Below are 25,951 nucleotides of genomic sequence, written 5' to 3'. Positions count from 1 at the left end.
CGATGATTAAATAACGATGTTTGATGTTCTCGCCTATCTTCTCGAAGAATTCAACGACCCTGCAGCCTGCCCGGAACGTGACGACCTCGGTCGCCAGCTGGCGGCGGCCGGCTTTGAAAACGAGGAAATCAGCGATGCGCTGGACTGGCTGGACGGCCTGAACCAGCTCAATGACGGCAGCTACGACGGCGCCGACGACGGCAGCGGTTTCCGCTGCTTCAGTGCGGAAGAAAACGACCGCCTCAGCGGCGAGATCCGCGGCCTGATCCTGTTCCTGGAAGCCAACGGCGCGCTGTCACCGGCGCAGCGCGAAATGCTGATCGACCGCCTGCTGGCGATGCCGGACGACGAGATCAGCCTGCCCACCGCCAAGCTGGCCGCACTGATGGTGCTGTGGGCACAAGGCGCGGAACTGCCGATCCTGCTAGGCGAAGACTTGCTGTGCGCACTGCACGGCGAACCCACGATGCAGTAAGCCCCGGCTGCGGACCTCAAAGGTTGGCCGCAGCGGAAAAACGCCCGATCAAGAGCGCAAACCTTGCGCTCTTGTTTTGTTTGATGAATACACAATATTGTCGTGCCCCCCGGCGCACTACCGAAAACAGACCGTTATGCCCTCAAACCTGCTGATTGTCGAATCGCCGTCCAAGGCGAAAACGCTGAAAAAATACCTGGGTCCGGACTTCGAAGTCCTCGCCTCCTACGGTCACGTCCGCGACCTGGTGCCGAAGAACGGCGCCGTCGATCCGGAAAAAGACTTCGCGATGAAATACCAGGTGGTGGCGCGCAACAGCAAGCACGTTGATGCCATCGTCAAGGCAGTGGGCGAGGTGGACCACGTCTATCTGGCGACTGACCCGGACCGCGAAGGCGAGGCCATTTCCTGGCACCTGGTCGAAATCCTCAACAAGAAAAAACTGCTCAAGGACAAGACCGCGCAGCGCGTGGTGTTCCACGAGATCACCAAGAACGCGGTGCTGGACGCCATCGCCAACCCGCGCGCCATCGCGCAGGACCTGGTCGACGCGCAGCAGGCGCGCCGCGCGCTGGACTACCTGGTCGGCTTCAACCTGTCGCCGCTGCTGTGGAAGAAGATCCGCCGCGGCCTATCCGCCGGCCGCGTGCAAAGCCCGGCGCTGCGCCTGATCTGCGAGCGCGAGAACGAGATCAAGGCCTTCGTCGAACAGGAATACTGGTCGGTACACCTCGACAGCCACAAGGGCCGCACCAAGTTCAGCGCCAAGCTGACCACGCTGGCCGGCAACAAGCTCGACCAGTTCGCGCTGCCGAACGAAGCGGAACAGGCTTCCGTGCTGGCACGCCTGCAGGGCCACGACGCGGTAGTCAGCAGCATCGAGAAGAAAAAGAAATCGCGCAGCCCGGCCGCGCCGTTCACCACCTCGACGCTGCAGCAGGAAGCAGTACGCAAGCTGGGCATGACCACCGACCGCGCGATGCGCACCGCGCAGCAGCTGTACGAAGGCGTGGACATCGGCCAGGGTACCGTCGGCCTGATCACCTATATGCGTACCGACTCGGTGGCGCTGGCCAATGAGGCGGTCGAGGAGATCCGCGGCTACATCGGCGAGCGCTTCGACGCCGAACACCTGCCGAAGAACCCGATCGCCTACAAGAACAAGTCCAAGAACGCGCAAGAGGCGCACGAGGCGGTGCGGCCAACCTCCATCCTACGCACGCCGGAGGCGATGAAGCCGTTCCTGACCTCCGACCAGTTCAAGCTCTACGACATGATCTGGAAACGGACGCTGGCCTGCCAGATGGCACCGGCCAAGTTCGACACCACCAGCGTGGACATCACCGTCGGCGAGGGCATCTTCCGCGCCAGCGGCCAGGTACTGGTGTTTGCCGGCTTCCTGTCGGTGTACGAGGAAGACGTGGACGACGCCGAGGACGAGGAAAACGCCAAGCTGCCGCTGCTGACCGAAGGCGACGCGCTGCCGGTGGACAAGCTGTACGGCGAGCAGCACTTCACCCAGCCACCGCCGCGCTTCTCCGAGGCCTCGCTGGTGAAATCGCTGGAAGAATTCGGCATCGGCCGCCCGTCCACCTACGCCAGCATCATCTCGACGCTGAAGGATCGCGAGTACGTGATCCTGGACAAGAAGCGCTTCTACCCGACCGACACCGGCGACATCGTCAACAAGTTCCTGACCGAGCACTTCGCCCAGTACGTGGACTACAACTTCACCGCCAAGCTGGAAAACCAGCTTGACGAGATCGCCAGCGGCACGCGCCAGTGGGTGCCGGTGATGGACAGCTTCTGGAAGGGCTTCCACAAGCAGATCGTGGAGAAGGAAGGCATCAGCCGCGCCGAGGTCACTACCGAAAGCCTGGACGAAGCCTGTCCGAAATGCAGCAAGCCGCTGTCGATCAAGTTCGGCAAGCGCGGCCGCTTCATCGCCTGTACCGGCTACCCGGACTGCGACTACACCCGCAACGTCGGTGAAACCGCGGAACAGGCCGCCGCCGAGGCCGAGGCGCCGACCATCATCGAAGACCGCACCTGCCCGGAATGCGGCGGCGAGCTGCACATCAAGAAGGGCCGCTACGGCAAGTTCATCGGCTGCGCCAACTATCCGAAGTGCAAGCACATCGAGCCGCTGGAAAAGCCGCGCGACACTGGCGTACAGTGCCCGGAGTGCAAGACCGGCAGCCTGATCGAGCGCAAGAGCCGCTACGGCAAGCTGTTCTACAGCTGCAATACCTATCCGAAGTGCAAGTACGCGACCTGGAACCCGCCGGTAGCGGAACCGTGCCCGCAGTGCCACTGGCCGATCCTGACCATCAAGACCACCAAGCGCCGCGGCACCGAGAAGGTGTGCCCGCAGAAGGAATGCGGCTACGCCGAGCAGATCGCGCCGCCGGAAGGCAAGGAAGAAGCCTGATCGCAGCCGGATCAGCAAGACAACGCCGCTGGAGCCCAGCGGCGTTTTTTATTGCCCGTCTATTTCCCGTCGCGCGTGCGGCCAACGTTGGCCGCAAAGAAAAACCGCCGCGAGGCAGGGCCGGGCGGCGGTGACGGAGTGAGGCGGGATCAGGCGCGGGGCACGATCTGCTGCACGCTGCCGTCCAGCGCCATCAGATAGCTCTCCACCTGCAACTGCGGATGCTTTTGCAGGATCGCCTTGCGCAGCGACATCAGCGTCTCCGCGTGGACGCGGGTTTCCTTGTCCGGGGCCTGGCCGAAGTCCTCGCCCAGCACCACCTTGTAGGCGCCGCAGTCGCGGTGGTCGAGCAGCATCACCTTGTGGATGTGGTGCAGGCTGATGGCGACGTCGAGGTGCTCCCAGAATGCGGTATTCCACGCCGGGAACTTGTCGGTCACCGCGCCGAGCGAGGCGCCGGCCAGCACGATGTGATCGTACTTGTCCTTCATGCCCTTGCCGGCCATGAAGCGCTCGGTGTCGTCGACCAGCCGGTAGTCCATGCACGACAGCAGCAATGCCTCGGTGCCGCCGGCAGCGTGCGCCGTGCGCGGCAAAAAGCTGCCCAGCAGCGCCGCAGCGCCGCCCATGGCCGCCAGTTTCACGAACTGGCGCCGGCCGACCGGCCGCGCCGCGCTGCCGTGGCAGTCAGCCGCCGGCCTCTGTGCTACTTGGCACATCGCATCCCCTCTCTCGTGTCCGCCCCTGCCGCAGCGTCTGCGGCGCGGCAGATCAGGCTTTCTTGACGAATTCCGACTTCAGCTGCATCGCGCCGATGCCGTCGATCTTGCAGTCGATGTCGTGATCGCCGTCGACCAGGCGGATGCTCTTCACCTTGGTGCCGACCTTGACCACCAAGGACGAGCCCTTGACCTTCAGGTCCTTGATCACGGTGACCGAATCGCCGTCCTGCAGCACATTGCCGTTGGCATCGCGTACCACGCGCTGCGGCTCGGCCTCTTCCGTGGCCGCGGCATCGGCGGACCACTCATGCGCGCACTCTGGGCAGACGAACATCGCGCCGTCCTGGTAGGTGAATTCCGAGCCGCACTGCGGGCATTGGGGCAAATTAGTCATGCTGTACCTATGTTTCTGAATGTGGCGACCGCCGCGCCGGCTGTGGCGACAGCAACAACCCTGCAAATCGTACGGTCTTTACGAGTGCCGTATTATCCGCCAGCCGCCCCCGTTTTCGCCAGCAAAAGGCGCAGCCCCGCCGCTGCCACTCACCGCGCCCGTGCCGCGGCACACCCCGTCCCGGCCCGTCGCCGCCCGACGGGTTTGACAACTTACTGATCAGTAAGTATCTTCGCCAGCAAGGCTGACACATAACCAATAATCAACAACTTGCCTTGCGGCCAACCCTGGCGGCAAGGCCGCAACCCACACGAGGGCAACACCATGACGGCTTATCCGCACCTGCTGGCACCACTGGATCTGGGCTTCACCACGCTGAAAAACCGCGTGCTGATGGGCTCGATGCACACCGGACTGGAAGAAGCGCCGCAGGGCTTCGAGAAGATGGCAGCGTTCTACACCGAGCGCGCGCGCGGCGGCGTCGCCCTGATCGTCACCGGCGGCGTCGGCCCCAACGAGGAAGGCCGTGTCGCCGAAGGCGCCTCGATGCTGGCGGATGCACACGAGGTGCCGCAGCACCGCGTCGTCACCGACGCGGTGCACGCCGCCGGCGGCAAGATCGCGCTGCAGATCCTGCACACCGGCCGCTACAGCTATCAGGAAAACCTGGTATCGGCGTCGCCGATCTGCGCGCCGATCAACTTCTACCGCCCGCGCGAAATGTCGGAAGACGACATCCGCCGCACCATCGCCGATTTCGCCCGCTGCGCCAAACTGGCGCAGGACGCCGGCTACGACGGCGTGGAGGTAATGGGCTCGGAAGGCTATTTGATCAACCAGTTCATCGTACGCCACACCAACAAGCGCACCGACGATTGGGGCGGCAGCTTCGACAACCGCATCCGCTTCGCGCTGGAGGTGCTGCGCGCGGTACGGGCCGCGGTCGGCGCCGAATTCATCATCATCTACCGGCTGTCGATGCTGGACCTCGTCAACGACGGCAGCAGCTGGGACGAGGTGGTGCAGCTGGCGCAGGAAGTGGAAAAGGCTGGCGCCACCCTGATCAACACCGGCATCGGCTGGCACGAGGCGCGGGTACCGACCATCGCCACCAGCGTGCCGCGCGGCGGCTTCGCCTGGGTGACCAAGAAACTGATGGGCAAGGTGGGCATCCCGCTGATCACCACCAACCGCATCAACACCCCCGAGGTGGCGGAAGACATCCTCGCCGGCGGCTGTGCCGACATGGTGTCGATGGCGCGCCCGTTCCTGGCCGACCCGGAATTCGTGCTCAAGGCCGCACAGGGTCGCAGCGACGAGATCAACACCTGCATCGGTTGCAACCAGGCCTGTCTCGACCACATTTTCCAGGGCAAGCTGACCTCCTGCCTCGTCAACCCGCGCGCCTGCCGCGAGACCGAACTCAACTACGTGAAAACCGCCACGCCGAAAAAACTGGCGGTGGTCGGCGCCGGCCCGGCCGGCATGGCGTTCGCCACCATCGCCGCCGAACGCGGCCACGCGGTGACGCTGTTCGATGCCGCCAGCGAGATCGGCGGCCAGTTCAACGTCGCCAAGCGCATTCCGGGCAAGGAAGAGTTTTACGAGACGCTGCGCTACTTCGCGCGCCGCATCGAGCTGACCGGCGTCACGCTGCGCCTGAACACCCGCGTGACGGCGGATGATCTGCAGGACTTTGACGAGGTGATCCTCGCCACCGGCATCGCGCCGCGCCTGCCAGCCATCCCCGGCATTGAGCACCCGAAGGTGCTGAGCTACCTCGACGTGCTCAAGCACGGCAAACCGGTTGGCCGCAGGGTGGCGATCATCGGTGCCGGCGGCATCGGCTTCGACACCGCCGAATTCCTCAGCCATGAGGGCCAGTCCAGCTCGCTGGATGCCGCCGCCTTCATGCGCGAGTGGGGCGTGGACATGGCACTGGCACACGCCGGAGGCCTCGCGCCGCAGGGGCCGCAGCCGCACCCCAGCCCGCGCCAGATTTACCTGCTGCAGCGCAAGAGCAGCAAGGTCGGCGACGGACTGGGCAAGACCACCGGCTGGATCCACCGTGCCAGCCTGCAGATGAAGAAGGTGCAGATGATCGCCGGCGTCGGCTACGACAGGATCGACGATGCCGGCCTGCACGTGACCATCAAGGGCGAGGCGCAGGTGCTGGAGGTCGACACCATCGTGATCTGCGCCGGACAGGATCCGCTGCGCGAACTGCAGCAGCCACTGATCGACGCCGGCAAGACGGTGCACCTGATCGGCGGTGCCGACGTCGCGGCCGAGCTGGATGCCAAGCGCGCCATCGACCAGGGCGCGCAACTGGCGTCGCGCATCTGAGCACCGGGCAGCGCCGCGTAGCCGGCACCGCCCTCCCCCCATTGCGGCCAACCTTGCACCAGGGTTGGCCGCAACACATCATGATTTCGGTATTTTGCGGCAACGCGACATTTCGATAGATTCCGCACCGCGTTTGCGCTAGATCAGTTCCCTTTTTTGCACCCGCTGCGTATTTGCTTCATCATGACAGGGGCAATTGCGCAATTAAATACCAATGTCATCACTTGTTCCCGTGTCCTTAATGCTGCCGTGCCACGCCAACCCGATGCCACCGAGACTGGACGAATGGCCAAGAACCTGCTGACCACCGCCCTGCTGTGGCTGTGCCTGCTGACCAGCGCCCACGCCGCGCTGGTGCTGGGCGTGGTGCCCTATATGTCGGCCCGCAAGCTGGCCACGCTGTACGAACCGCTGCGTGCCGAGCTGGAACGCAGCCTGCAACAAGCGGTGACGCTGGAAAGCGCCGCCGACTACCAGTCTTTCCTGGAGCGCACGCGCCAGGGACGCTACGACATCATCGCCACCTCGCCCTATTTCGGCCGCCTGGCCCAGCTGGAACAGGGCTACCGGCCGCTGGCGCGACCGTTGACCGATCTGGAGCCGCTGCTGGTCACCCGCCTTGACGGCATCCGCGAGCTGGCGCAGCTGCGCGGCCAGACGGTATCGACCAGCGACCGCCTCGCCAACCTGACCCTGGCGGCACAGCGCTACCTGCAGCAGGCTGGTTTTCGCCCCGGCCGCGACATCACCATCCACCCGACCGGCAGCCACGCCAATTCGCTGGCCGCACTGCTGGGCGGCGAGTCGGCCGCCGCCATCGTTTCGGTCACAGCACTGCACCAGTTCGGCGGCGACATCGACGGCAAGATCCGCATCCTGGCCCGGCTGCCGCACACCACGCCGCAGCTCTACCTCGGCCACCAGCGCCTCGGCAGCGTGCAACTGGCGCGCTTGCAGCAACAGCTGCAGACCTTTGCCAATGACACGCTGCAGGGTCGCGCCTTCAGCCGCGACCTCAACCACGGCGGCCTGCGACCGGTCAGTGCGCAGGACATGCGCGCGCTGGATCCTTACGTCCGCGACCTGAAAGGGCTGCTGCGATAATGCGCCTGCCGCTGCGTCCCCGTTCGCTGAAATGGGCCATCATCCCGGTGCTGCTGCTGATCCAGCTGCTGGTCTTTGCCGGCATCGCCTGGCAAAGCGCGCGCGTGCTGCAGGACATGGCGCAGGAGCAGGCAGAGCTGCGCAGCCGCAGCCTGCACAGCGAGCTGCAAGCGGCACTGATCGCGCCGCTGCTGGAGCGCGATTTCATCACCCTGCAAGAGATCGCCGGCGAGCTGACCCACGGCGGCGACATCGCCTACCTGATCATCCGCGACTCCAGCGGCAAGGAGCTGGCGCGCGCCGGCCTCGCCGACGGCGTGCAGCCGCAGGCGGACCGTTCGCTGCAGGACAGCGCCGACGACATACTCGACCTGCGCTTCAACATCAGCCAGGGCCAGATCCAGGCCGGCCTGCACCAGAGCGAAACCGGCCGCCTGCTGGCTGGCCTCGCGCAGCGCACCGGACCGCTGATCGTCGCCGGCATCATCCTCGCCACCGGCTGGATGATCTGGGTCACGCTGTGGCTGAGCCGGCGCCTGCAATACCTGGCGCAGGCCGCCGAGGCGCTGGGGCAAGGCCATCTGCTGACACGGGCGCCGGAAAGCCGCCACGACGAGATCGGCCGCCTCGGCGCCGCCTTCAACCGCATGGCGGCGGCGGTGCAGTCCGCCGACGAGCACTGGGCGAAGAGCCAGCGCTTTGCCGACATGCTGCTGATGGCGATCCCGATCCCGATGTTCTACAAGGACGCGCAGGGGCGTTTCCTTGGCTGCAATCCCGCCTTCACCCGCGCCACCGGCTACGCTCAGGGCGACATCCTCGGCAAGACCCCGGCCGAGCTGTGGCCGGCCGACATCGCCACCGTGCACTGCCTGCACGACAGCGCGCTGCTGGCCGGCCAGCCGCACCTCGACTACCAGGCCAGCATCGTCAGCCGGCACCAGCAGCGGCGCGAGGTGATCCTGTCCAAGGACGTGTTCTACGACGACCACGGCGACATCGCCGGCATCATCGGCGCCTGGAACGACATCACCGAGCAGAGCCGTGCCGAAGAACGGCTGCGGCTGCTGGCCGGCGTGTTCAAGCACTCCCTCGACGGCATCATCATTGCCGATGCCCGCGGCCGGCTGCTGGACGTCAACCGCGCCTGCTGCAGCATCACCGGCTACGAGCGCGACGAGCTGATCGGCCATACCCCGCGCAGGCTGCAGTCGACACGCCACGATCCGGCGTTCTACCTCGCGATGCGCGACAAGCTGCAAAGCAGCGGCCACTGGCAGGGCGAGATCTGGAACCGGCGCAAGAATGGCGAGGTGGCGCCGCTGCTGCTGTCGGTGTCGGTTATCCACGACCAGTCCGGCAATGTGCGCCACTACATCGCGGTATTCGCCGACATCACGGTGATGAAGGCGCAGGAAAGCCGCCTGGCGCAGATGGCGCACCACGACCCGCTCACCCACCTGCCCAACCGCGTGCTGCTGGCCGAGCGCATGCGGGAGGCCATCGCCCAGGCGCAGCGCAGCGGCCACTGGCTGGCGATCTGCTTCATGGATCTGGACGGCTTCAAGGCGGTCAACGACCGCCACGGCCACGAGGTCGGCGACCGCCTGCTGGTACAGGTCGCCGAGCGGCTGCAGCACACGCTGCAGGGCAGCGACACCCTGGCGCGCCTCGGCGGCGACGAGTTCGTGCTGCTGCTGTCCGGCCTGCCCGACCTGCAGACCTGCCGCCACAGCCTGCAGCGGGTGCTGGACACCGTTGCCCAGCCGGTGCAGCTGGGCGACATCCGCATCGAGATCTCGGCCAGCATCGGCGTCACGCTGTACCCGCAGGACGAGCAGGACCCGGACACCCTGCTGCGCCACGCCGACCAGGCGATGTACCAGGCCAAGGAAAAAGGCCGCAACGGCTACCAGATCTTCGACGCCGAGCACGACCGCCAGAGCCGTTTCCGCCAGGAAGGGCTGGGGCGGCTGGCGCAGGCGCTGCAGCAGGGCGAGCTGTGCCTGTTCTACCAGCCCAAGGTCAATATGCGCGACGGCAGCGTGGTCGGCGCCGAGGCGCTGATGCGCTGGCAGCACCCGGAACAGGGCCTGCTGACCCCGGCCCACTTCCTGGCCGACGCCGAAGGCAGCGCGCTGGATATCGCGCTCGGCGAATGGGTGATCCGCAGCGCGCTGGCGCAGATGCAGGCCTGGCAGGCGCAGGGCATGACGCTGCCGGTCAGCGTCAACATCTCCGCCCACCACCTGCAGCAGGACAACTTCGCCGAACGGCTGGCAACGCTGCTGGCGGAATACCCGGCACTGCCGGCCGGGATGCTGGAGATCGAGGTGCTGGAAAGCACCGCGCTGCAGGACATCACCCGCGTCGGCGCGCTGATGGCCACCTGCCGTGCGCTGGGGGTGGAATTCTCGCTCGACGACTTCGGCACCGGCTACTCCTCGCTGCTATACCTGAAACGCCTGCCGGCCGGCAAGCTGAAGATCGACCAGTCCTTCATCCGCGACATGCACGAGGACGGCGACGACCTCGCCATCGTGCAGGGCATCATCGGGCTGTCGGAGGCGTTCAACCGCTCGGTGGTGGCCGAGGGCGTGGAGAGCATCGAGCACGGCAGCCTGCTGCTGCACATCGGCTGCGACCACGCGCAGGGTTTCGGCATCGCGCGGCCGATGCCGGCGGACGCGCTGCCGGGCTGGGCGCAGCAATGGCAGGGCGCTGCCGCGTGGCAGCTGGCCAGCAAGCGGCGCTGGACCGGCGACGACACCCGGCTGTTCAACCTGGAGCTGGCGCACCGCCAGGCCAGCAACCGCCTGATCGACTGCCTGCAGCAAGGCGCGCGCGAGCTGCCGCCGCAGGAGCACGGCAACAGCTACCGCGACTTCGACAACTGGTATCACGGTGCCGGCAGCGCCTACTTCGGCCAGCACCCGCTGTACCGCCGCATCGGCCAGCTGCACCAGCAGCTGTACACCCTCAACGAGCGGGTGCTGACCTGGCGCCAGTTCGAGCTGCAGGACGCCGACGAGCACACCGTGAGCCAGCTGCAGCAGCTGCGCGACGAATTGCAGCAGCAGGTGCGCCTGCTGCTGGATGCGCCGGCTACCGCGGCGGCGGCGGCGAAGAGCGCCGCCGAAGTGATGATCTAAGCAAGCGATGATCTGAACGAGCGATGATCCGGCCCAGCGCCCCCGCCGCATCGGCGCCATCCCTGTCTCCCGCCCCAAGGTTGGCCGCAACGCCGTCAGCGCAGCGGCAGCGCCTTCATCAGTTCCGCCTCGCTCACCAGGCCGGCGATGCGCGCCAGCGGCCGGCCCTGCTCATCCAGCACCACGGTAAACGGCAGCCCGCCGCTGCGGTTGCCCAGCGCGCGCATCAGCGCGATGCCCTCGCCGTCGCTCATCAGCACCGGATAGCTGACCGGCAGCTGCTTCAGGTAGGCCGCCACCTCGCCCGGCTGGTCCAGCGCGATGCCGACGAAGCGCACCTGCCGTGCGGCCAACCTTGGCGCCAGCGCCGACAACAGCGGCATCTCCTTGCGGCACGGCGCGCACCAGGTAGCCCAGAAGTTCACCACCGTGGTCTTGCCCTGGTAGCGGGTAAAGCTGGCCGGCTGGCCGTTCAGCCCGGTCAGCACCGCGCTGTCCAGCAGGCCGCCGGCCACCGCGCCCAGCGGCGCCAGCAACAGGCCGCCCAGCAGCAGGCGGCGCGAAATCATGCGAGTTACAGACATTCTGTTTATTCCGTAGTAATGCGCCAGATAGCGTTAGATCACCGCCAGTACGCCACAGTTCAGCGCGGTGCGGCAGCGGCTTCGTGATAGAATGGTCGATTCCTCACCAGTTGACGCGCGAGCCATGTCCATTCTCGTCTGCGGGGCGCTTGCCTACGACACGCTGTTCCACTTCGAAGACCGCTTCGACAACCATATTCTGCCCGATCAGCTGCACAAGATCTCGACCACCTTCAAGGTGCCGACCATGCGCCGCGAGTTCGGCGGCCCGGCCGGCAACATCGCCTACAGCCTGTGCCTGCTCGGCGAGACGCCGCTGGTGATGGGCGCGGTGGGCGAGGACTTCGAGCCCTACCGCCAGCACCTGAAGCGTGCCGGCGTCGACGACCGCTTCATCCGCACCATCCGCGGCCAGTACACCTCGCAGTGCTTCGGCATCGCAGACAAGGACGGCAACCAGCTGATGGCCTTCCACCCCGGCGCGATGGACCACGCCACCGTCAACCACATCGCCGACGTGCCCGAGCGCGTCGAGGTGGCGATTGTCTCGCCCGGCGGCCACGCCGCCTTCCTGCAACACACCCGCGAGCTGCACGCGGCCGGTATCCCGTTCATCTTCGACCCCGGCCAGGAGCTGCCGCTGTTGTCGCGCGCGGAGCTGAACGAGATCGTGGAGCTGGCGACCTACGTCGCCATCAACGACTACGAGAGCGAGCTGATGCGCGAGCGCGCCGGCCTGCCGGTGGAAGTGCTGGCCGGCAAGGTCGAGGCGCTGATCGTGACCCGCGGCTCCAAGGGTGCCGAGATCTACGCCGACGACACCATCCACCTGATTCCACGGGTGCAGATGCCGATCAAGCCCATCGATCCGATGGGCTGCGGCGACGCCTTCCGCGCCGGCCTGCTGTACGGCATCCGCCAGGGGCTGGACTGGAAAACCACCGGCCGCCTCGCCAACGTCATCGGCGCGATCAAGGTCACCAGCCACGGCCCGCAGAACCACTTCTTCGACTGGGAAAAACTGCGCGCGCTGTACGAGCAGGCCTATAACGAACCGTGGCCGCTGTAAGCCGCCCGCGCTGAGCTCGATCCAGCGGCGCGATGGCAGGCCGGCAAGCACCGCAGACGACGGCGCTTGCCGGCCTGTTTGCATTCCGACTTGAATAAGCCCGGTTTCGACCCCACCATCCTGCAGTTAAACTGACACTCATCGATTGACGGGCAAGAGAGGGATTCATGACTGTACCGCACCTGACCACGGCACTCACCGGACCACTGCTGGAACTGGAGAGCCGCATCCTGGCGGCACAGCCGCACATCGAGCACTGGTTCCGCAAGCAGTGGAACAACCACGCCGCCCCGTTCTACGGCTCGGTGGACCTGCGCAACAGCGGCTTCAAGCTGGCGCCGGTGGACATGAACCTCTTTCCCGGCGGCTTCAACAACCTGAACCCGGACTTCCTGCCGCTGGCGGTCCAGGCGGCGCAAAGCGCGGTGGAGCGAGCCTGCCCGGAAGCCAAAAGCATCCTGCTGATCCCGGAAAACCACACCCGCAACACCTACTACCTGCAGAACGTGGCCGCGCTGGTGCACATCTTCCGGCAGGCCGGACTGACGGTGCGCCTGGGCTCGCTGAACCCGGAAATCACCGAACCGACGCAGCTGACTGCCGCCAATGGCGAGATCATCACCGTCGAGCCGCTGGAGCGGCGCGGCAACCGCGTGGTGCTGGCCGACGGCTTCAGCCCCTGCATCGTGCTGCTCAACAACGACCTGTCCGCCGGCCTGCCCGACCTGCTCAAGGGCATCGAACAGAACCTGCTGCCGCCGCTGCACGCCGGCTGGGCGGTGCGACGCAAGACCAACCACTTTGCCGCCTACGACAAGGTGGTCGCCGACTTCGCGCAGATGCTGTCGATCGACCCGTGGCTGATCAACCCCTACTTCTTCGCCGCCAAGGGCCTCGACTTCCAGTCGCGCCAGGGCGAGGACACGCTTGCCGAGCTGGTGGACCAGATGCTGGACAAGATCCGCGTCAAGTACCGCGAGTACGGCATCAGCCACGAGCCCTACGTGATCGTGAAGGCCGACGCCGGCACCTACGGCATGGGCATCATGAGCGTGAAGAGCGGCGACGAGGTGCGCGGCCTCAACCGCAAGGCACGCAACAAGATGGCGGTGGTGAAGGAAGGCCTGGAAGTGTCCGAGGTCATCGTACAGGAAGGCGTGTACACCTTCGAATGCGTCAACGACGGCGTCGCCGAGCCGGTGGTATACATGATGGACCGCTACGTGATCGGCGGCTTCTACCGCGTGCACACCGGGCGCGGCGTCGACGAGAACCTCAACGCCCCGGGCATGCAGTTCGTGCCGCTGTCGTTCGAAGAGCACTGCCTGCCCGACCACAAGGCGGCGCCGAACGACGCCCCCAACCGCTTCTACGCCTACGGCGTGATCGCGCGACTGGCGATGCTGGCCGCCGCGCTGGAGCTGGAAGACACCGACCCCGACGCCGAGTGAGGCCCGTATGAAAATCCTGTTCATTGCCGACCCGCTGGCCGGCTTCAAGATCAAGAAGGACAGCACCTTCGCGATGATGGAAGCGGCGGCGGCACGCCAGCACGCGATCTACTTCTGCGAGGCGCGCGACATCGCCGTCGAGGGCGGCCGCATCCAGGCCGACGTCGTCAGCGTCAGCCTCACCGGCAAGGACGGCAAGGACTGGTTCCGTGCCAGCGACGGCCAGCGCCTGCCGCTGAACGCGTTCAGCGCGGTGGTGATGCGCAAGGACCCGCCGTTCGACCTCGAATACCTGTACGCCACCCAGCTGCTGACGCTGGCCGAGGCCGAGGGCGCACGCGTGTTCAACAAGGGCCAGGCGCTGCGCGACTTCAACGAGAAGCTGGCCATCCTCAACTTCGCCGACTTCACCGCGCCGACGCTGGTCACCTCGCAGCCGTCGCGTATCCTGGCCTTCGTGCGCCAGCACCAGGACGCCATTCTCAAGCCGCTGGACGGCATGGGTGGCAGCAGCATCTTCCGCGCGCGGCCGGACGACCCGAACCTGAACGTGATCATCGAAACCCTGTCCGAGCAGGGCAAGCGCACCATCATGGCGCAGCGCTACATCCCGGAAATCCGTGACGGCGACAAGCGCATCCTGGTGATCGACGGCGTGCCGGTCGACTACTGCCTGGCGCGCATCCCGCAGGGCGGCGACAACCGCGGCAACCTTGCCGCCGGCGGCCGTGGCGAAGTGCGGCCGCTGAGCGCGCGCGACCGCGAGATCGCCGAGGGTCTGGCGCCGGAACTGAAACGGCGCGGCATCCTGCTGGCCGGGCTGGACGTGATCGGCAACTACCTGACCGAGGTCAACGTCACCAGCCCGACATGTTTCCGTGAAATCATGAACCACAGCGACATCGACGTCGCCGGCCTGTTCATCGATGCGCTGGAGCGCGCGGTGACGGAACGGCGCTGATGCGGCCAACCTTTCGCGGCACAAGGGCGGCACTGGCCGCCCTTGTCGCATCCGGCCTCACCGCCTGCAGCGAAGCGCCGCCGCCGTGGCAGCAGGAAAGCTACGTGTTCGGCACCCGCGTCGAACTGAAGCTCAACGCCGCCACGCCGCAGCAGGCGCAACAGGCCGCCGCGGCAGTGCTGGCCGAGCTGGACCGCCTGCACCGGCTGCTGCACCCGTGGCAGCCGGACAGCGACGCCGGCCGCCTGAACCGCGCCCTCGCCGCCGGCCAGCCGTACCGGCCGTCGCCGGAGCTGCTGGCACTGCTGCGCAGCGGCCAGGCGCTGGAGGCGCGCAGCGACGGACTGTTCTCGCCGGCCATCGGCCGGCTGGTGGCGCTGTGGGGTTTCCACCAGGACACGCCGGTCAGTACGGCCGTCGACATGGCGGCGCTGCAGGCGCTGGTGGCGAGCCGGCCGCGGCTGCGCGACCTCAACATCAGCGCCGACGGCGAGGTGCGCAGCGCCAAGACCACGGTGCAGGTCGACGTCGGCGGCATGGCCAAGGGCTGGGCGCTGGATCGCGCGCGCCGGCAATTGCAGGCCGCCGGCATCCGTTCAGCCTTGCTTAATATTGGCGGCAATATCATCGCGCTGGGGCAGAAAGCTGACGGCACACCGTGGCAGGTCGGCATCCGCCACCCGCGCCGCAACGAGGCGATGGCGACGCTGCCGCTGCACGACGGCGAGGCGATCGGCACCTCCGGCGACTACCAGCGCTACGTGCTGCGCGACGGTCGCCGCCATTGCCATCTGATCGACCCGCGCGACGGCAACAGCGACTGCAAGTTGCAGTCGGCGACGGTGCTGATCGCGCCGGCAAGCGACGCCGGACTGCGTTCCGATGTCGCCAGCAAACCGCTGTATCTGGATGGGCCAGGGTTGGCCGCACGCCATGCGCGCGCGCTGGGCGTGGCCGGCTGGCTGCTGATCGATGGACAGGGCCGCGCGTGGCTGAACCCCGCGCTGGCCGCACGGCTGAACTGGCGCGTGGCGCCGGACAGCATTACCGAAACAGGAAACGGATGACACCGCATCAAGAAAGCCCGTTCAAGGGCAAAACCGGCGTACGCCGCCTGCTGAACGCCTTCGGCTACTCGCTGGACGGCCTGCGCGCCGCCTACCGCCACGAGGACGCCTTCCGCCAGCTGTCGCTGCTGGCGCTGCTGCTGATACCGCTGGCGCTGTTCGTGGTCAACGCCTCCCCGCTGGCGCGAGCGTTGCTGGTGGCCAGCTCCATCGCCACGCTGATCATCGAGCTGTTCAATTCCGCGATCGAGGCGGCGGTGGACCACACCTCGCTGGAACGCCACCCGCTGGCCAAGCGCGCCAAGGACATGGGCAGCGCTGCGCAGCTGCTGGGCCTCGTCAACCTGCTGCTGGTCTGGGGACTGGTGCTATTTGGTTGAACGGCAGACGCGGTTAAGCCAGGCCAGCAGGTCGGCCTCGAACTCGGCGCGGTTGGTCTCGTGGTGCATCTCGTGGCGGGCGCCCGGATACACCGTCACCGTCACGTCGCGCAGCCCGGCCTTGCGGTAGCGCCGCGCCAGCTGGCCGAGGCCGAACTTGCCGAGGCTGACCGGGTCGCGGCTGCCGGCCTGCAGCCACACCGGGCAGTCGTGCAGGCCGCGCGCGGCGGCCTCGCCCTGCTCCAGCGCGATGATGCCGCCGAACAGGTCTATCCACAGCTGCGGCGTCGGAAACTGGCCGCACAGCGGATCGGCGAGAAAGGCGTCCACCTGCGCCGTGTCGCGCGACAGCCAGTCCAGCGTGGTGCGCGTCGGCATGAAGCCGAGATTGAAACTGCCGAATACCAGCGTCGTCATCAGCTGGCTGGGGCGATCGGCACCGCCCAACCTTGCGGCCAACCTTGCCACGCCGCGCATCAGCCGCGCCAGCATCCGCTGGCGATAGCCGGTGGCGGACAGCACCATGCCGGACAGGCGCTGGCCGTAGCGCAGGAAAAAGGCGCGCGCCACGAAGCTGCCCATGCTGTGGCCGTACAGCACCAGCGGCGTCTGCGGATGCTCCGCCGCGGCGTGATCGACCACCTCGCGCAGGTCGTCGACCACCAGCGACCAGCCGTCGTGCGCGGCGAACCAGCCCGGCACCGCCGCCTCGCGGCCGTGGCCGCGATGGTTGTGCGCGTAGACCTGGTAACCGGCGGCGGCCAGCCGCCCGGCCAGCACGTCGTAGCGCTCGGCGTGCTCGCTCAGGCCGTGGGCGATCACCAGCACGCCGCGCGGCGTCTGTTGCGTCGCCCACGACACGCCGTGGATCACGTGGCCATCGCTGGCCGTCAGCTGGAAAGGCTTCATCGCACACCCTGCAAGCGGGAATCAGAACTTGTCGGCACGCAGCACGCCGACATCGGACACGTAGAGGATCAGGCCGTAGTGCGGCAGGTAGGCCTGCTGGCAGTGCGCGGCGATCGCCTCGGCCACCGCCGCGTCGCACACCACGTCGACGCGGATATTGCCCTCGAACGACCAGCCGCCGCCCTGCACGCCATGGCTACCACCGCCGCGGGCATCGCTGACGGTATAGCCGTGGGCGCCGAGCTGCTGCAGCACCTTCACCAGCGGCGCTTCCAGCACCGCCTCGGTCACGATGGTCAACAGTTTCTTGGCATGAAAGGTCATGGCTCGCTCCTCAGGCATACAGCCATTGTGTCAGCATCCAGTACGTCGGGATACCGAGCAGCAGGTTGAACGGGAAAGTCACCCCCAGGCTGGCCGCCAGCGACAGCGCCGGGTTGGCCTCCGGCACCGCGATACGCATCGCGGCCGGGGCGGCGATATAGGATGACGAGGCGCACAGGGTCGCCAGCAGCAGCGCCCCGCCCGCCGACAGCCCCATCGCGTAGGCGCTGCCAAGGCCGATGCAGGCAAAGCCGAGCGGCACCAGCAGCCCGAACAGCACCACGAAGCTGCCCTGACGGCGCAGGCTACCGAGCTTGGCCGCGGTCAGCAGACCCATTTCCAGCAGGAACAGCGACAGCACCGGCTTGAACAGGTCGATATACAGCGGCGACAGGCTGACGATGCCCTTGGGCCCGGCCAGCCAGCCGATCACCAGCCCGCCCAGCAGCAGCACCATGCTCTTGCCGAGGAAGACCTCGTGCGCCAGCTGCCCCCAGCGCAGCTGTTGCCGGTCGCCCAGGCGCGCCAGCAGCACGCCGACCACCAGCGCCGGCATCTCCATCACCGCCAGGAACAGCGTCAGCTGCGGCTCGGCCTCGATGCCCTGCCGCGCGAGGAAGCTGGCGGCGACCGCGAAGGTCACCACGCTGACCGAGCCGTAGTGGGCGGCAGTAGCCGCCGCATCGACACGGCTCAGGCGCCAGCGCAGGACGGCGAAAGCCAGCAGCGTCAGCAGCGTGCCCAGCAGGATCACCAGCAGCACCTGCAGCAAGACCTGCGGGCTGCCGGTCTTCGCCAGCGCCACGCCGCCCTTCAGGCCGATGGCCAGCAGCAGGAATACCGACAGCGTCTCGTACAGCGCCGGCGGCAATTTCAGGTCGGAACGCGCCAGGGCCGCGAACAGCCCCAGCAGGAAAAACAGTACTACCGGATCCAAAGTCATGGCTCTCCTTTCGCCGGGTCAGGGTGTCCGCCGTCCGGCTGACGGCGGCGTCAGCTGGACAGGGCAGAGAGGGGGAAGTTTCATGCCGCGGCTCAGGCCTGCAGCGGCGAGAGGTCGTAGTTGCGGTTGATCAGCGAGGTCAGCACGTGGTCGCGCCAGGCACCGTTGAGGAACAGGTAGTCGCGCGCGTGACCCTCGATCTGGAAGCCCAGCCGCTTCAGCAGACCAGCGCTGCGCTCGTTCTCAGGCTGGTAGTTGGCCTGCACCCGGTGCAGGCGCAGCGTACCGAAGGCAAAGGCGATCACCGCCTCCACCGCCTCTCGCATCAGTCCCTGCCCCTGGTGCGCGTGGTCGATGTTGTAGCCCAGGTGGCAGCCCTGGAACACGCCGCGGTTGATATTGGACAGGCTGACGGTGCCGATCACGCGGCCGGCTTCCTTCTCCGGCATCACCAGGAAAAACGCGCCGCGGCTGTCCTTCCAGTCCATCTCGCGCTGGCGCATGCGCATCGCCCAGAACAGCTCGGTGTAGAACATCCCGCCCGGGATCGGATCCCAGGGTGCGAAGTGCTCGCGGTTGCGCACCTGATAATCCAGCATGGCACGCGCCCACGCACTCTCCGCCGGCAACAGGTGCAGACGCGCGGTGCTGAGCGATGGCTGGGTGGTTGGCATGTCAGTACTCCGGAAAACGCTAGAAATGGGGGGACAAGGTTGGCCGCAGGCCGCCGAAAGTGCGTCAGTATGCCATTGCCGGCGTCACCCCGCATCCGTGGCGCAGCTGGCATAGACAAACGCCCGTACCGGGGTACGGGCGTCAGGCGGCAAGCGACCGGGATCAGGCCTGGCCGGTCAGGCGCTCCAGCGCTTCGCGGTACTTGGCGGCGGTCTTCTCGCGCACGTCCAGCGGCACGGCCGGGGCCGGCGCCTGCTTGTTCCAGCCGGAGGCCTCCAGCCAGTCGCGCACGAACTGCTTGTCGAAGGACGGCGGGGTGCTGCCTTCGGCGTAGCTGTCCGCCGGCCAGAAACGGCTGGAATCCGGCGTCAGCGCCTCGTCCATCAGCACCAGGGTGCCGTCCTCGTCCAGGCCGAACTCGAACTTGGTGTCGCAGATGATGATGCCGCGGCGGGCCGCGAACTCGGCAGCAGTCTTGTACAGCAGGATGGCGGTGTCGCGCACCTTGGCCGCCAGCTCGGCGCCGACGATGGCCTCGCACTGCGCGTAGGTGATGTTCTCGTCATGGTCGCCCACCGCCGCCTTGGTGGACGGGGTGAAGATCGGTTCCGGCAGCTTGCTGGATTCCTTCAGGCCGGCAGGCAGCGCGATGCCGCACACGGTGCCGGACTTCTGGTATTCCTTCCAGCCAGAGCCGGCCAGGTAGCCGCGCACCACGGCTTCGATCATCACCGGCTTCAGGCGCTTGGCCACCACGCCGCGGCCGGCCACCAGCGGCAGGTCTTCCGCCGATACCACGTCTTCCGGCTTGTCGCCGGTCAGGTGGTTGGGCACCACGTCCTTCAGGGTGTCGAACCAGAAGTTGGAGATGGCGGTCAGGATCTGGCCCTTGCCCGGGATCGGGTCGTCCAGGATCACGTCGAACGCCGACAGGCGGTCGGAGGCGATCATCAGCATGCGCTTGTCGTCGATCTCGTACAGATCGCGCACCTTGCCGGAATAGATTTTCTTCAGGCTGGTCAGTTGGGTCATGAAACTTCCTTCACAAAGCAAACGGCGACGCCTTGTGGGCGTCGCCTGGATTCTTACAAGGTATCCTTCAGCGCGCGCGCCTGGTCCAGCGCGTCGTCAACGTTGGCCGCGAGCACGGTGAAGTGCCCCATCTTGCGGCCGGCACGCGCCTCTTTCTTGCCGTACAGGTGCAGGTGCGCGTTCGGAGCTTCCATCAGCACGTCCCACAGCGGCTCGCCGCCATCCTCGCGCCACACGTCGCCCAGCAGGTTGACCATCACCACCGGCGACAGCAGGTCGGTCTTGCCCGGCAACAGGCCGCACATGGCGCGCACCTGCTGCTGGTACTGGTCGGTGACGCAGGCGTCGATGGTGTAGTGGCCGGAGTTGTGCGGGCGCGGAGCGATCTCGTTGACCACCAGGCTGTCGTCGCCCAGCACGAAGAATTCCACCGCCAGCACGCCGATGTAGTCCAGCGCCTCGGCCAGCTTCACCGCGTACTGCTGCACGCGCGCGGCCAGTTCCGGCGCGATGCGCGCCGGAACGATGGATTCGTCGAGGATGCCATCCTTGTGGATGTTTTCCGACACCGGGAACACCGCCACCTGCGCACTGCTGGTGCGGGTGACGATGGCGGACACTTCCAGTTTCAGGTCCAGCATCTTTTCCAGCACACAGGCCTGGCCGCCGAGATCGGCGTAGGCGGCGCGGGCTTCGTCCGCGGTTTTCACGCGCACCTGGCCCTTGCCGTCGTAACCGAGACGCGCGGTCTTGAGGATGCCCGGCAGGTAGGGTTCCAGTTCGACCTGGATGTCGGCGACGCTCTCGATCGCCAGATACGGCGCGGTCGGCAGGCCGGCCTTGCGCACCCAGCTCTTCTCGGCGATGCGGTCCTGGGCGATGGCCACGCAGTCGCCGGACGGCGACACGCGGGTGCTCTTCGCCAGCTGGCGCATCGCGTCGGCGTTGACGTTCTCGAATTCGGTGGTCACCGCGGCGCAGCTTGCGGCCAACGTTTGCAACGCGGCGGCGTCATTGAACGGCGCGCACAGGTGCACGTCGGCAAAGTCGGCGGCCGGCGCGTTCGCGTCCGGGTCCAGCACGGTGACGCGGTAGCCCATGCGCTTGGCTGCGGTGACGAACATGCGGCCGAGCTGGCCGCCGCCGAGTATGCCCAGCATCGCCGGGGGCAGGATCGCCGCCATGTCAGTCCACCTCCGGCAGGCTCATCGCCAGCACGGTCTGTTCCTGTTGCTTGCGGAAGGCCTTCAGCTTGTCGGCCAGCTCCGGACGGGTGGTGGCCAGTTGCGCCACCGCGAACAGCGCGGCATTGGCGGCACCGGCTTCGCCGATGGCGAAGGTGGCCACCGGGATGCCCTTGGGCATCTGCACGATGGACAGTAGCGAATCTTCGCCGCGCAGGTATTTGGACGGCACCGGCACACCCAGCACCGGAACGTGGGTCTTGGCGGCCAGCATGCCCGGCAGGTGCGCGGCACCGCCGGCGCCAGCGATGATGGCCGTAAGACCACGCGCTTCGGCTTCTTCGGCGTACTGGAACAGCAGGTCGGGAGTGCGGTGTGCGGAGACGACGCGGGTTTCGAACGCGACACCGAAGTCCTTCAGCACGCGCGCGGCGTTCTGCATGACTTCCCAGTCGCTGTTGCTACCCATCACGATGCCAACTTCGATCATGGAGGCGGGTTCCATCAAGGAGGGGAAAAACGCGATTTTACCTGATTCGGCAAGGGCTTGCCGAGCTGACTTGCAGCTGGCGCCCGCACTGGCGCCACAAAAAAAGCGGCCGGCGGCCGCTTTTGACGTTTTCGGGGGCCGACCAAGCGACCGATTTACAGTTTTGCCAGCCGCTCGCGCGCCTTGGTCGCCGCCGCGCTGTTCGGGTACTGCTTGATCAGCTTGCGCAGGGTGACCTTGGCCTGGTCCTTCTGCTGCAGCTCGATCTGGTTTTCCGCCATCAGCCGCAGCGCCTCCGGCGCCCGCACGTGCGCCGGATACTGCTCGGCAAAGCGGCGGTGGATGTCGATGGCGGCGTCGTACTGCTTCAGGTAGGTGTGCGCCACGCCCAGCCAGTAGCTGGCTTCCTGCGCCTCGCTGTTGGCCGGAAACTTGTCCATCACCGCCTTCAGCTCCGGCACCGCGCGGGCAAACTCGCGGTTGCGCAGCGTCGCCAGCGCCTTGTTCAGCGCGTCCTGCGCCTGGCTGACCGGTGGTGCCGCCGGGGTCGCGGCAGCGTCCGCCTCGCCGCTCACCGCCGGGCTGCTGGCCGCCTGCTCCAGTTTGCCCAGGCGCAGATCGAGGTCGGCGTAGAGGTCGTTCTGCCGCTTCAGCGTTTCGCCCTGCTGATGCTGCAGCATCTCGTTCTGGCCGCGCAAGGCCGCCATTTCGCTGCGCAGGGAGGCCACTTCCTTGACCAGATCCAGCAGCCGCTCGTTGGACAGGCGCGCCTCGACCTCGGTCAGGCGCGCGCTGGTCTGCTGCTTGGCGGCGTCCAGCTCGCGGCGGGTCTGTTCGATATCGCTGGTGGTGGCGCAGGCACCCAGCAGCAGGCTGAGGGCGGCGACGGGCAACAGGCGGGGCAAGCTCATGGTGGCATCCTGAAATACCGCGCGGGACGGCGTGGCGCCATCCCGCTGGCGGTCAACACATTATTGCGGGTAGACGAAATCGGCGCGGCGGTTCTCGGCGTTGGCCGCCTCGCTGTCACCCTCGGCGCGCGGTTTTTCCTTGCCGAAGCTGACCGCCTCGATCTGTGCCGGCTTCACGCCCAGCACTTCCAGCGACTGCTTCACGCTTTCGGCGCGGCGCTGGCCCAGCGCCAGGTTGTACTCGCGGCTGCCGCGGGCGTCGGTATTGCCCTGCACCAGCACCTTGCTGCTGAAGCGGTTGAGGAAGGCGGCATTGCCTTCCACCACGCCGCGCTGGTCGTCCTTGACCACGGACTGGTCGAAGTCGAAGTACACGCTGTGGCCGTTGAGCAGTGCCTGGGCCGTGCGCTGATCCGGCGCCGCCTTCACTGCGGCCGCCAGCTGTGCAGCGCTGACACGGCCGCCCTGCAGCGCAGGCTCGCTACCGGTGACATCGACGGTGGCCACGCTCGGTGCGCTCGGCACGGTGGCGGCCGGCGGGTTGCTGACGACTGGTGCCGGGGTGCTGGCACACGCGGCCAAGAGCGCCGCCGCGATGGCGACGATAAATGGCGATTTTTTCATATTGCTCTCCTGCCTCGGATGGAATGGATTAACTGGCGCCATGATGCACGCAGCAGCGGGCGCCCATCAAGGATTGAATGGTCCCCAGGCCGGGTCCTGCACTTGGCCGCCGAGGGTGCCCAGCCGCACGCGGCCGGGATAGGCGGTGGCGGCGGCGTACAGCACGCTGCGGCCGCCCTCCTCGCTGGCGTAGAGCACCATCTTGCCGTTGGGGGCGAAGCTTGGCGATTCGTCGAAGGCGCTGTTGCTGATCAGGCGGTTGTCGCCGCTGGCCAGATCGAGCAGCATCACCTTGAAGCGGCCGCCTTCGCGGCGGACGTAGGCGATCTGGCGCCCATCGGGAGAGAACGTCGGCGACACGTTATAGTTCCCCTCGAAGGTGACACGGCGCGCGTTGCGGCCGCCGTCCAGCGCCTGCACGTACAGCTGCGGGCTGCCGCTGCGGTCGGATACGAACACGATCTGGCGGCCATCCGGGCTGAACGCCGGCTCGGTGTCGATGGCGTCGCTATAGGAAAAGCGCTGCAGGCCGCCGCCGTCGGCATTGATCAGGTACACCTGCGAATTGCCGCTGGTGGTCAGCACGATGGCCAGCCGCCGCCCATCTGGGCTCCACACCGGCGCCGAGTTGCTGCCGCGGAAGTTGGCCAGCACGCGGCGCTGGCCGCTGACCAGGTCCTGCACGTAGATCACCGGCTTTTGCAGCTCGAAGGAGACGTAGGCCAGGCGCGTGCCGTCCGGGCTCCACGCCGGCGACATGATGGGCTGGCGCGAGCGCAGCACCGTCTGTGCGCGACGGCCATCCATGTCGGCGATCTGCAGCCGGTATTCCTTGCCGCTCTGAGTGATGAAGGCGATGCGGCTGGAGAACAGGCTCTTCTCGCCCAGCAGCGCCTCGTACACCATGTCCGCCATGCGGTGCGCCATATCGCGCAGCTGCTCCGGCGCCAGGTCGAATTCCGCGCTCAGTTTCTGTTCGCGCGGGCTGACGGTATCGGCCCAGAACGTCAGCCGCACCCGTCCGCCCCCGAGGCTGACCAGCTTGCCGTACACCACCGCGCGCGCGCCGCGCTGCTGCCACGCCGCGGCGTTCAGCTGCGCCGGCGCCGGCAGCGCGTCGCCGGCGGCCGTATCCAGCAGGCTGAAGGCGCCGGTCATCGCCAGATCGCTCTTCACCGTCGCGGTGATCGCCTCCGGCAGCAGGCTCTCGCCCTGCAGCGGCACGATCGCCACCGGGTAGCGGTTGCTGCCGCCACCGATCACTTCCACGCTGAGGTCGGCATGGGCAAGGTTGGCCGCAGCGGTCATGCTCAGCAGTAACAGGGCAAACAGGCGCGGCCAGAAGCCGGAGACGGTGGCGGACAAGGCATTACTCCTTAGGACGGAAAGACATGGTCACGCGCCGGTAGTCGGCAAACGCCGCGCCCTTGGGCAGCGGCGGGAAACGGCGCATCTCGCGCACGGCGGCTTGCACCGCCTCATCGTACTGCGGGTTGCCGCTGCTGCGCAGCAGGCGGATCTGGCGCACTTCCAGCGACGGCAGGATCTCGATCTGCAGCACCACCTCCGGATTGCCTTTCAGCCCGTCGGGGATGACCACATAGGGGCGCACGCGGTTGCTCAGCGTCTGCGCGTACAGCGCCTTGGCGTCGGCCACGCCATTGCTGCTGCCGCCGGCGACGCCGCCCTGACCACCGCGCTGGCTCTGTTTGGCGTTGCCGGGACCGGGCGGCAGGTCCAGTTCCGCCAGCAGGTCGTTGTCCGCGCCTGGCGCCGGCTTGACGCTCGCCTTGCTGGCCGGCTTGGTGGTGGGCACGCTGGCCTTGGCCGGCGCAGGCACCGCTTTGGCGGCGGCCTTGGGCTGCATCTTCTCCGGCACCTTCTCCGGCACTTTTTCTGCCGGTTTCGGCTTGGGTTGCGGTTTTTCCGCGGCTACGGGGGGCGGCGGCGCCTTGGGCTGCGGCAGCGGGCGGCTGGCCTTCAGCTTGATATCGGCATCGGCCAGCAGCGGGGTAGCGGCCTGTGCCACCGGCGCGGCCGGGGGCGCGGCACGCACTTTCGGCGCAGGGGTCGGCGCACTCGGTGCGCCGCCGGCCCACAGCTCCACCGCCAGCGGCGGCGGCGTGTACACCGGCGCCGGCGCGTACAGCCACCACAGCGGCAGCAGCAGCGCCAGATGCAGCAGCAGCGACAGGCCCCATGCGCCGTAACCGATGGTGCTAGTCCGTGGCGGCATCAGTTGCCCTGCCGTACCGTCAGCGCGACGCGGGTGATGCCGGCCTGGTGCAGGCGGTCGGCCACCTTCACCACCTCGCTGTACTTGAGATCGCGGTGCGCGGTAACCACCACCGGGCGGTTGTCGCGCAGCCGTGCCTTGACCTCGGCGATCAGCACGTCAAGGTTGGCCGCAGGCTCGCGCTTGCCGCCCTCGCCCAGCAGGTAGCGACCATCGGCCTCGATGCTGATTTCCAGCGGCGTGCTGTCCACCTGTGCCGCGCGGGTGACGCTGGGCACCTCGATCACGCCGGGGGTGAACATCGGCGCCGTCACCATGAAGATCACCAGCAGCACCAGCATCACGTCGATATAGGGCACGACGTTCATCTGGTTCATCATTCGGCGCGGGCGTCGCTGCAGCATCGGGCATTCCTGTGGCTAGAGGGGGCGGCCGGCACGGCGGGCCGCCGGACAATCGGGTAATGACAGACCGCCGCGGCACGGCA

The 25,951-nt window shown here is 67.1% G+C and carries 25 protein-coding genes; 10 read left to right on the top strand and 15 right to left on the bottom strand.

What is annotated here, in order from left to right:
- Window positions 1–16 precede the first annotated feature (16 nt).
- Entirely contained in the window at window positions 17–475 is a 459-nt protein-coding gene (locus tag PQU96_RS04540; protein WP_272771058.1) for a Smg family protein, read from the top strand.
- 136 nt (window positions 476–611) lie between these two features.
- Window positions 612–2,906 carry a type I DNA topoisomerase gene (gene topA, locus PQU96_RS04535; protein ID WP_272771057.1) on the top strand — a complete coding sequence of 765 codons (2,295 nt, stop codon included), beginning with the start codon at window positions 612–614 and terminating at the stop codon, window positions 2,904–2,906.
- 149 nt (window positions 2,907–3,055) lie between these two features.
- On the opposite strand, the gene PQU96_RS04530 is transcribed toward topA, so the two are convergent.
- Together PQU96_RS04530 and PQU96_RS04525 are read right to left on the bottom strand one after the other, a co-directional pair.
- Entirely contained in the window at window positions 3,056–3,625 is a 570-nt protein-coding gene (locus tag PQU96_RS04530) for a carbonic anhydrase (RefSeq protein ID WP_272771056.1), read from the bottom strand.
- A gap of 52 nt (window positions 3,626–3,677) precedes the next feature.
- Window positions 3,678–4,022, bottom strand: coding sequence for a zinc ribbon domain-containing protein YjdM (locus PQU96_RS04525; protein ID WP_189373382.1), 345 nt, complete (start codon window positions 4,020–4,022; stop codon window positions 3,678–3,680).
- Between the two features lie 324 nt (window positions 4,023–4,346).
- On the opposite strand from PQU96_RS04525, the gene PQU96_RS04520 reads away from it, so the two are divergent.
- The 3 genes from PQU96_RS04520 (at window position 4,347) to PQU96_RS04510 (ending at window position 10,624) form a co-directional block, all read left to right on the top strand.
- The gene (locus tag PQU96_RS04520) at window positions 4,347–6,368 is read left to right on the top strand and encodes an NADPH-dependent 2,4-dienoyl-CoA reductase (protein WP_272771055.1); all 2,022 of its coding nucleotides are present in this window, start codon (window positions 4,347–4,349) and stop codon (window positions 6,366–6,368) included.
- A gap of 285 nt (window positions 6,369–6,653) precedes the next feature.
- Window positions 6,654–7,472 carry a phosphate/phosphite/phosphonate ABC transporter substrate-binding protein gene (locus tag PQU96_RS04515; RefSeq protein ID WP_272771054.1) on the top strand — a complete coding sequence of 273 codons (819 nt, stop codon included), beginning with the start codon at window positions 6,654–6,656 and terminating at the stop codon, window positions 7,470–7,472.
- On the top strand, window positions 7,472–10,624 hold the full coding sequence (locus tag PQU96_RS04510) for an EAL domain-containing protein (RefSeq protein WP_272771053.1): 3,153 nt from the start codon (window positions 7,472–7,474) through the stop codon (window positions 10,622–10,624). Before PQU96_RS04515 ends, PQU96_RS04510 begins: the two co-directional genes overlap by 1 nt.
- A gap of 95 nt (window positions 10,625–10,719) precedes the next feature.
- On the opposite strand, the gene PQU96_RS04505 is transcribed toward PQU96_RS04510, so the two are convergent.
- A complete protein-coding gene (locus PQU96_RS04505; RefSeq protein WP_272771052.1) occupies window positions 10,720–11,208 on the bottom strand; it encodes a TlpA disulfide reductase family protein in 489 nt (162 codons plus the stop codon).
- Between the two features lie 124 nt (window positions 11,209–11,332).
- Between PQU96_RS04505 and PQU96_RS04500 the strand changes: the two genes are divergently transcribed.
- The 5 genes from PQU96_RS04500 to PQU96_RS04480 all read left to right on the top strand — a co-directional run bounded on the left by PQU96_RS04500 (window position 11,333) and on the right by PQU96_RS04480 (window position 16,136).
- A complete protein-coding gene (locus PQU96_RS04500) occupies window positions 11,333–12,277 on the top strand; it encodes a carbohydrate kinase family protein (RefSeq protein WP_272771051.1) in 945 nt (314 codons plus the stop codon).
- Between the two features lie 167 nt (window positions 12,278–12,444).
- Window positions 12,445–13,728 carry a glutamate--cysteine ligase gene (gshA, locus tag PQU96_RS04495; protein WP_272771050.1) on the top strand — a complete coding sequence of 428 codons (1,284 nt, stop codon included), beginning with the start codon at window positions 12,445–12,447 and terminating at the stop codon, window positions 13,726–13,728.
- A gap of 7 nt (window positions 13,729–13,735) precedes the next feature.
- Window positions 13,736–14,689 (top strand): glutathione synthase, encoded by a 954-nt coding sequence (gshB, locus tag PQU96_RS04490; protein ID WP_272771049.1) that lies wholly within the window; start codon window positions 13,736–13,738, stop codon window positions 14,687–14,689.
- Entirely contained in the window at window positions 14,689–15,756 is a 1,068-nt protein-coding gene (locus PQU96_RS04485; RefSeq protein WP_272771048.1) for an FAD:protein FMN transferase, read from the top strand. Before gshB ends, PQU96_RS04485 begins: the two co-directional genes overlap by 1 nt.
- Window positions 15,753–16,136 (top strand): diacylglycerol kinase, encoded by a 384-nt coding sequence (locus PQU96_RS04480; RefSeq protein ID WP_272771047.1) that lies wholly within the window; start codon window positions 15,753–15,755, stop codon window positions 16,134–16,136. The genes PQU96_RS04485 and PQU96_RS04480 overlap by 4 nt, the downstream gene beginning before the upstream one ends.
- Here the strand turns inward: PQU96_RS04480 and PQU96_RS04475 are convergent.
- The 12 genes from PQU96_RS04475 to PQU96_RS04420 form a co-directional block, all read right to left on the bottom strand.
- Window positions 16,125–17,045, bottom strand: coding sequence for an alpha/beta hydrolase (locus PQU96_RS04475; RefSeq protein WP_272771046.1), 921 nt, complete (start codon window positions 17,043–17,045; stop codon window positions 16,125–16,127). The two genes, PQU96_RS04480 and PQU96_RS04475, sit on opposite strands and share 12 nt — an antisense overlap.
- 21 nt (window positions 17,046–17,066) lie before the next feature.
- On the bottom strand, window positions 17,067–17,369 hold the full coding sequence (locus PQU96_RS04470) for a P-II family nitrogen regulator (protein ID WP_189373371.1): 303 nt from the start codon (window positions 17,367–17,369) through the stop codon (window positions 17,067–17,069).
- 10 nt (window positions 17,370–17,379) lie between these two features.
- Window positions 17,380–18,312 (bottom strand): sodium-dependent bicarbonate transport family permease, encoded by a 933-nt coding sequence (locus tag PQU96_RS04465; RefSeq protein WP_272771045.1) that lies wholly within the window; start codon window positions 18,310–18,312, stop codon window positions 17,380–17,382.
- Window positions 18,313–18,404: 92 nt separating this feature from the next.
- Window positions 18,405–18,986, bottom strand: coding sequence for a GNAT family N-acetyltransferase (locus tag PQU96_RS04460; RefSeq protein WP_272771044.1), 582 nt, complete (start codon window positions 18,984–18,986; stop codon window positions 18,405–18,407).
- A 163-nt stretch (window positions 18,987–19,149) separates the two neighbouring features.
- Window positions 19,150–20,019 (bottom strand): phosphoribosylaminoimidazolesuccinocarboxamide synthase, encoded by an 870-nt coding sequence (locus tag PQU96_RS04455; RefSeq protein WP_272771043.1) that lies wholly within the window; start codon window positions 20,017–20,019, stop codon window positions 19,150–19,152.
- A gap of 53 nt (window positions 20,020–20,072) precedes the next feature.
- Window positions 20,073–21,203, bottom strand: a complete 1,131-nt coding sequence (locus tag PQU96_RS04450; RefSeq protein WP_272771042.1) for a 5-(carboxyamino)imidazole ribonucleotide synthase — start codon at window positions 21,201–21,203, stop codon at window positions 20,073–20,075.
- A 1-nt stretch (window position 21,204) separates the two neighbouring features.
- On the bottom strand, window positions 21,205–21,693 hold the full coding sequence (gene purE / locus PQU96_RS04445) for a 5-(carboxyamino)imidazole ribonucleotide mutase (RefSeq protein ID WP_272771041.1): 489 nt from the start codon (window positions 21,691–21,693) through the stop codon (window positions 21,205–21,207).
- Between the two features lie 155 nt (window positions 21,694–21,848).
- Window positions 21,849–22,604 (bottom strand): YbgF trimerization domain-containing protein, encoded by a 756-nt coding sequence (locus PQU96_RS04440; RefSeq protein WP_272771040.1) that lies wholly within the window; start codon window positions 22,602–22,604, stop codon window positions 21,849–21,851.
- 60 nt (window positions 22,605–22,664) lie between these two features.
- Window positions 22,665–23,228 carry an OmpA family protein gene (locus tag PQU96_RS04435; RefSeq protein ID WP_272771039.1) on the bottom strand — a complete coding sequence of 188 codons (564 nt, stop codon included), beginning with the start codon at window positions 23,226–23,228 and terminating at the stop codon, window positions 22,665–22,667.
- Window positions 23,229–23,294: 66 nt separating this feature from the next.
- Window positions 23,295–24,593: a Tol-Pal system beta propeller repeat protein TolB gene (tolB, locus tag PQU96_RS04430; RefSeq protein WP_272771038.1), complete on the bottom strand. Its 1,299-nt coding sequence runs from the start codon at window positions 24,591–24,593 to the stop codon at window positions 23,295–23,297.
- A 4-nt stretch (window positions 24,594–24,597) separates the two neighbouring features.
- Complete coding sequence (locus tag PQU96_RS04425; RefSeq protein WP_272771037.1) at window positions 24,598–25,464, bottom strand: energy transducer TonB; 867 nt, start codon at window positions 25,462–25,464, stop codon at window positions 24,598–24,600.
- Entirely contained in the window at window positions 25,464–25,868 is a 405-nt protein-coding gene (locus PQU96_RS04420; protein WP_272771036.1) for an ExbD/TolR family protein, read from the bottom strand. Before PQU96_RS04420 ends, PQU96_RS04425 begins: the two co-directional genes overlap by 1 nt.
- Window positions 25,869–25,951 lie beyond the last annotated feature (83 nt).

Source organism: Vogesella margarita (genome assembly GCF_028548475.1).
GTDB lineage: Bacteria > Pseudomonadota > Gammaproteobacteria > Burkholderiales > Chromobacteriaceae > Vogesella > Vogesella margarita.
Note: the sequence above shows the minus strand (reverse complement) of the source record. Positions and strands in the feature narration are given on the sequence as shown.

Excerpts from the sequence above, each read along its gene's own strand:
- PQU96_RS04455 (WP_272771043.1), bottom strand. The coding sequence starts at position 20,019 with ATGACCCAACTGACCAGCCTGAAGAAAATCTATTCCGGCAAGGTGCGC.
- PQU96_RS04515 (WP_272771054.1), top strand. The coding sequence starts at position 6,654 with ATGGCCAAGAACCTGCTGACCACCGCCCTGCTGTGGCTGTGCCTGCTG.
- topA (WP_272771057.1), top strand. The coding sequence starts at position 612 with ATGCCCTCAAACCTGCTGATTGTCGAATCGCCGTCCAAGGCGAAAACG.
- gshB (WP_272771049.1), top strand. The coding sequence starts at position 13,736 with ATGAAAATCCTGTTCATTGCCGACCCGCTGGCCGGCTTCAAGATCAAG.
- PQU96_RS04460 (WP_272771044.1), bottom strand. The coding sequence starts at position 18,986 with ATGCCAACCACCCAGCCATCGCTCAGCACCGCGCGTCTGCACCTGTTG.
- PQU96_RS04475 (WP_272771046.1), bottom strand. The coding sequence starts at position 17,045 with ATGAAGCCTTTCCAGCTGACGGCCAGCGATGGCCACGTGATCCACGGC.
- PQU96_RS04500 (WP_272771051.1), top strand. The coding sequence starts at position 11,333 with ATGTCCATTCTCGTCTGCGGGGCGCTTGCCTACGACACGCTGTTCCAC.
- PQU96_RS04510 (WP_272771053.1), top strand. The coding sequence starts at position 7,472 with ATGCGCCTGCCGCTGCGTCCCCGTTCGCTGAAATGGGCCATCATCCCG.
- gshA (WP_272771050.1), top strand. The coding sequence starts at position 12,445 with ATGACTGTACCGCACCTGACCACGGCACTCACCGGACCACTGCTGGAA.
- PQU96_RS04485 (WP_272771048.1), top strand. The coding sequence starts at position 14,689 with ATGCGGCCAACCTTTCGCGGCACAAGGGCGGCACTGGCCGCCCTTGTC.
- purE (WP_272771041.1), bottom strand. The coding sequence starts at position 21,693 with ATGATCGAAGTTGGCATCGTGATGGGTAGCAACAGCGACTGGGAAGTC.
- PQU96_RS04425 (WP_272771037.1), bottom strand. The coding sequence starts at position 25,464 with ATGCCGCCACGGACTAGCACCATCGGTTACGGCGCATGGGGCCTGTCG.
- PQU96_RS04465 (WP_272771045.1), bottom strand. The coding sequence starts at position 18,312 with ATGACTTTGGATCCGGTAGTACTGTTTTTCCTGCTGGGGCTGTTCGCG.
- PQU96_RS04450 (WP_272771042.1), bottom strand. The coding sequence starts at position 21,203 with ATGGCGGCGATCCTGCCCCCGGCGATGCTGGGCATACTCGGCGGCGGC.
- PQU96_RS04505 (WP_272771052.1), bottom strand. The coding sequence starts at position 11,208 with ATGTCTGTAACTCGCATGATTTCGCGCCGCCTGCTGCTGGGCGGCCTG.
- PQU96_RS04440 (WP_272771040.1), bottom strand. The coding sequence starts at position 22,604 with ATGAGCTTGCCCCGCCTGTTGCCCGTCGCCGCCCTCAGCCTGCTGCTG.
- PQU96_RS04420 (WP_272771036.1), bottom strand. The coding sequence starts at position 25,868 with ATGCTGCAGCGACGCCCGCGCCGAATGATGAACCAGATGAACGTCGTG.
- PQU96_RS04540 (WP_272771058.1), top strand. The coding sequence starts at position 17 with ATGTTTGATGTTCTCGCCTATCTTCTCGAAGAATTCAACGACCCTGCA.
- PQU96_RS04470 (WP_189373371.1), bottom strand. The coding sequence starts at position 17,369 with ATGACCTTTCATGCCAAGAAACTGTTGACCATCGTGACCGAGGCGGTG.
- PQU96_RS04520 (WP_272771055.1), top strand. The coding sequence starts at position 4,347 with ATGACGGCTTATCCGCACCTGCTGGCACCACTGGATCTGGGCTTCACC.
- PQU96_RS04480 (WP_272771047.1), top strand. The coding sequence starts at position 15,753 with ATGACACCGCATCAAGAAAGCCCGTTCAAGGGCAAAACCGGCGTACGC.
- PQU96_RS04435 (WP_272771039.1), bottom strand. The coding sequence starts at position 23,228 with ATGAAAAAATCGCCATTTATCGTCGCCATCGCGGCGGCGCTCTTGGCC.
- PQU96_RS04525 (WP_189373382.1), bottom strand. The coding sequence starts at position 4,022 with ATGACTAATTTGCCCCAATGCCCGCAGTGCGGCTCGGAATTCACCTAC.
- PQU96_RS04530 (WP_272771056.1), bottom strand. The coding sequence starts at position 3,625 with ATGTGCCAAGTAGCACAGAGGCCGGCGGCTGACTGCCACGGCAGCGCG.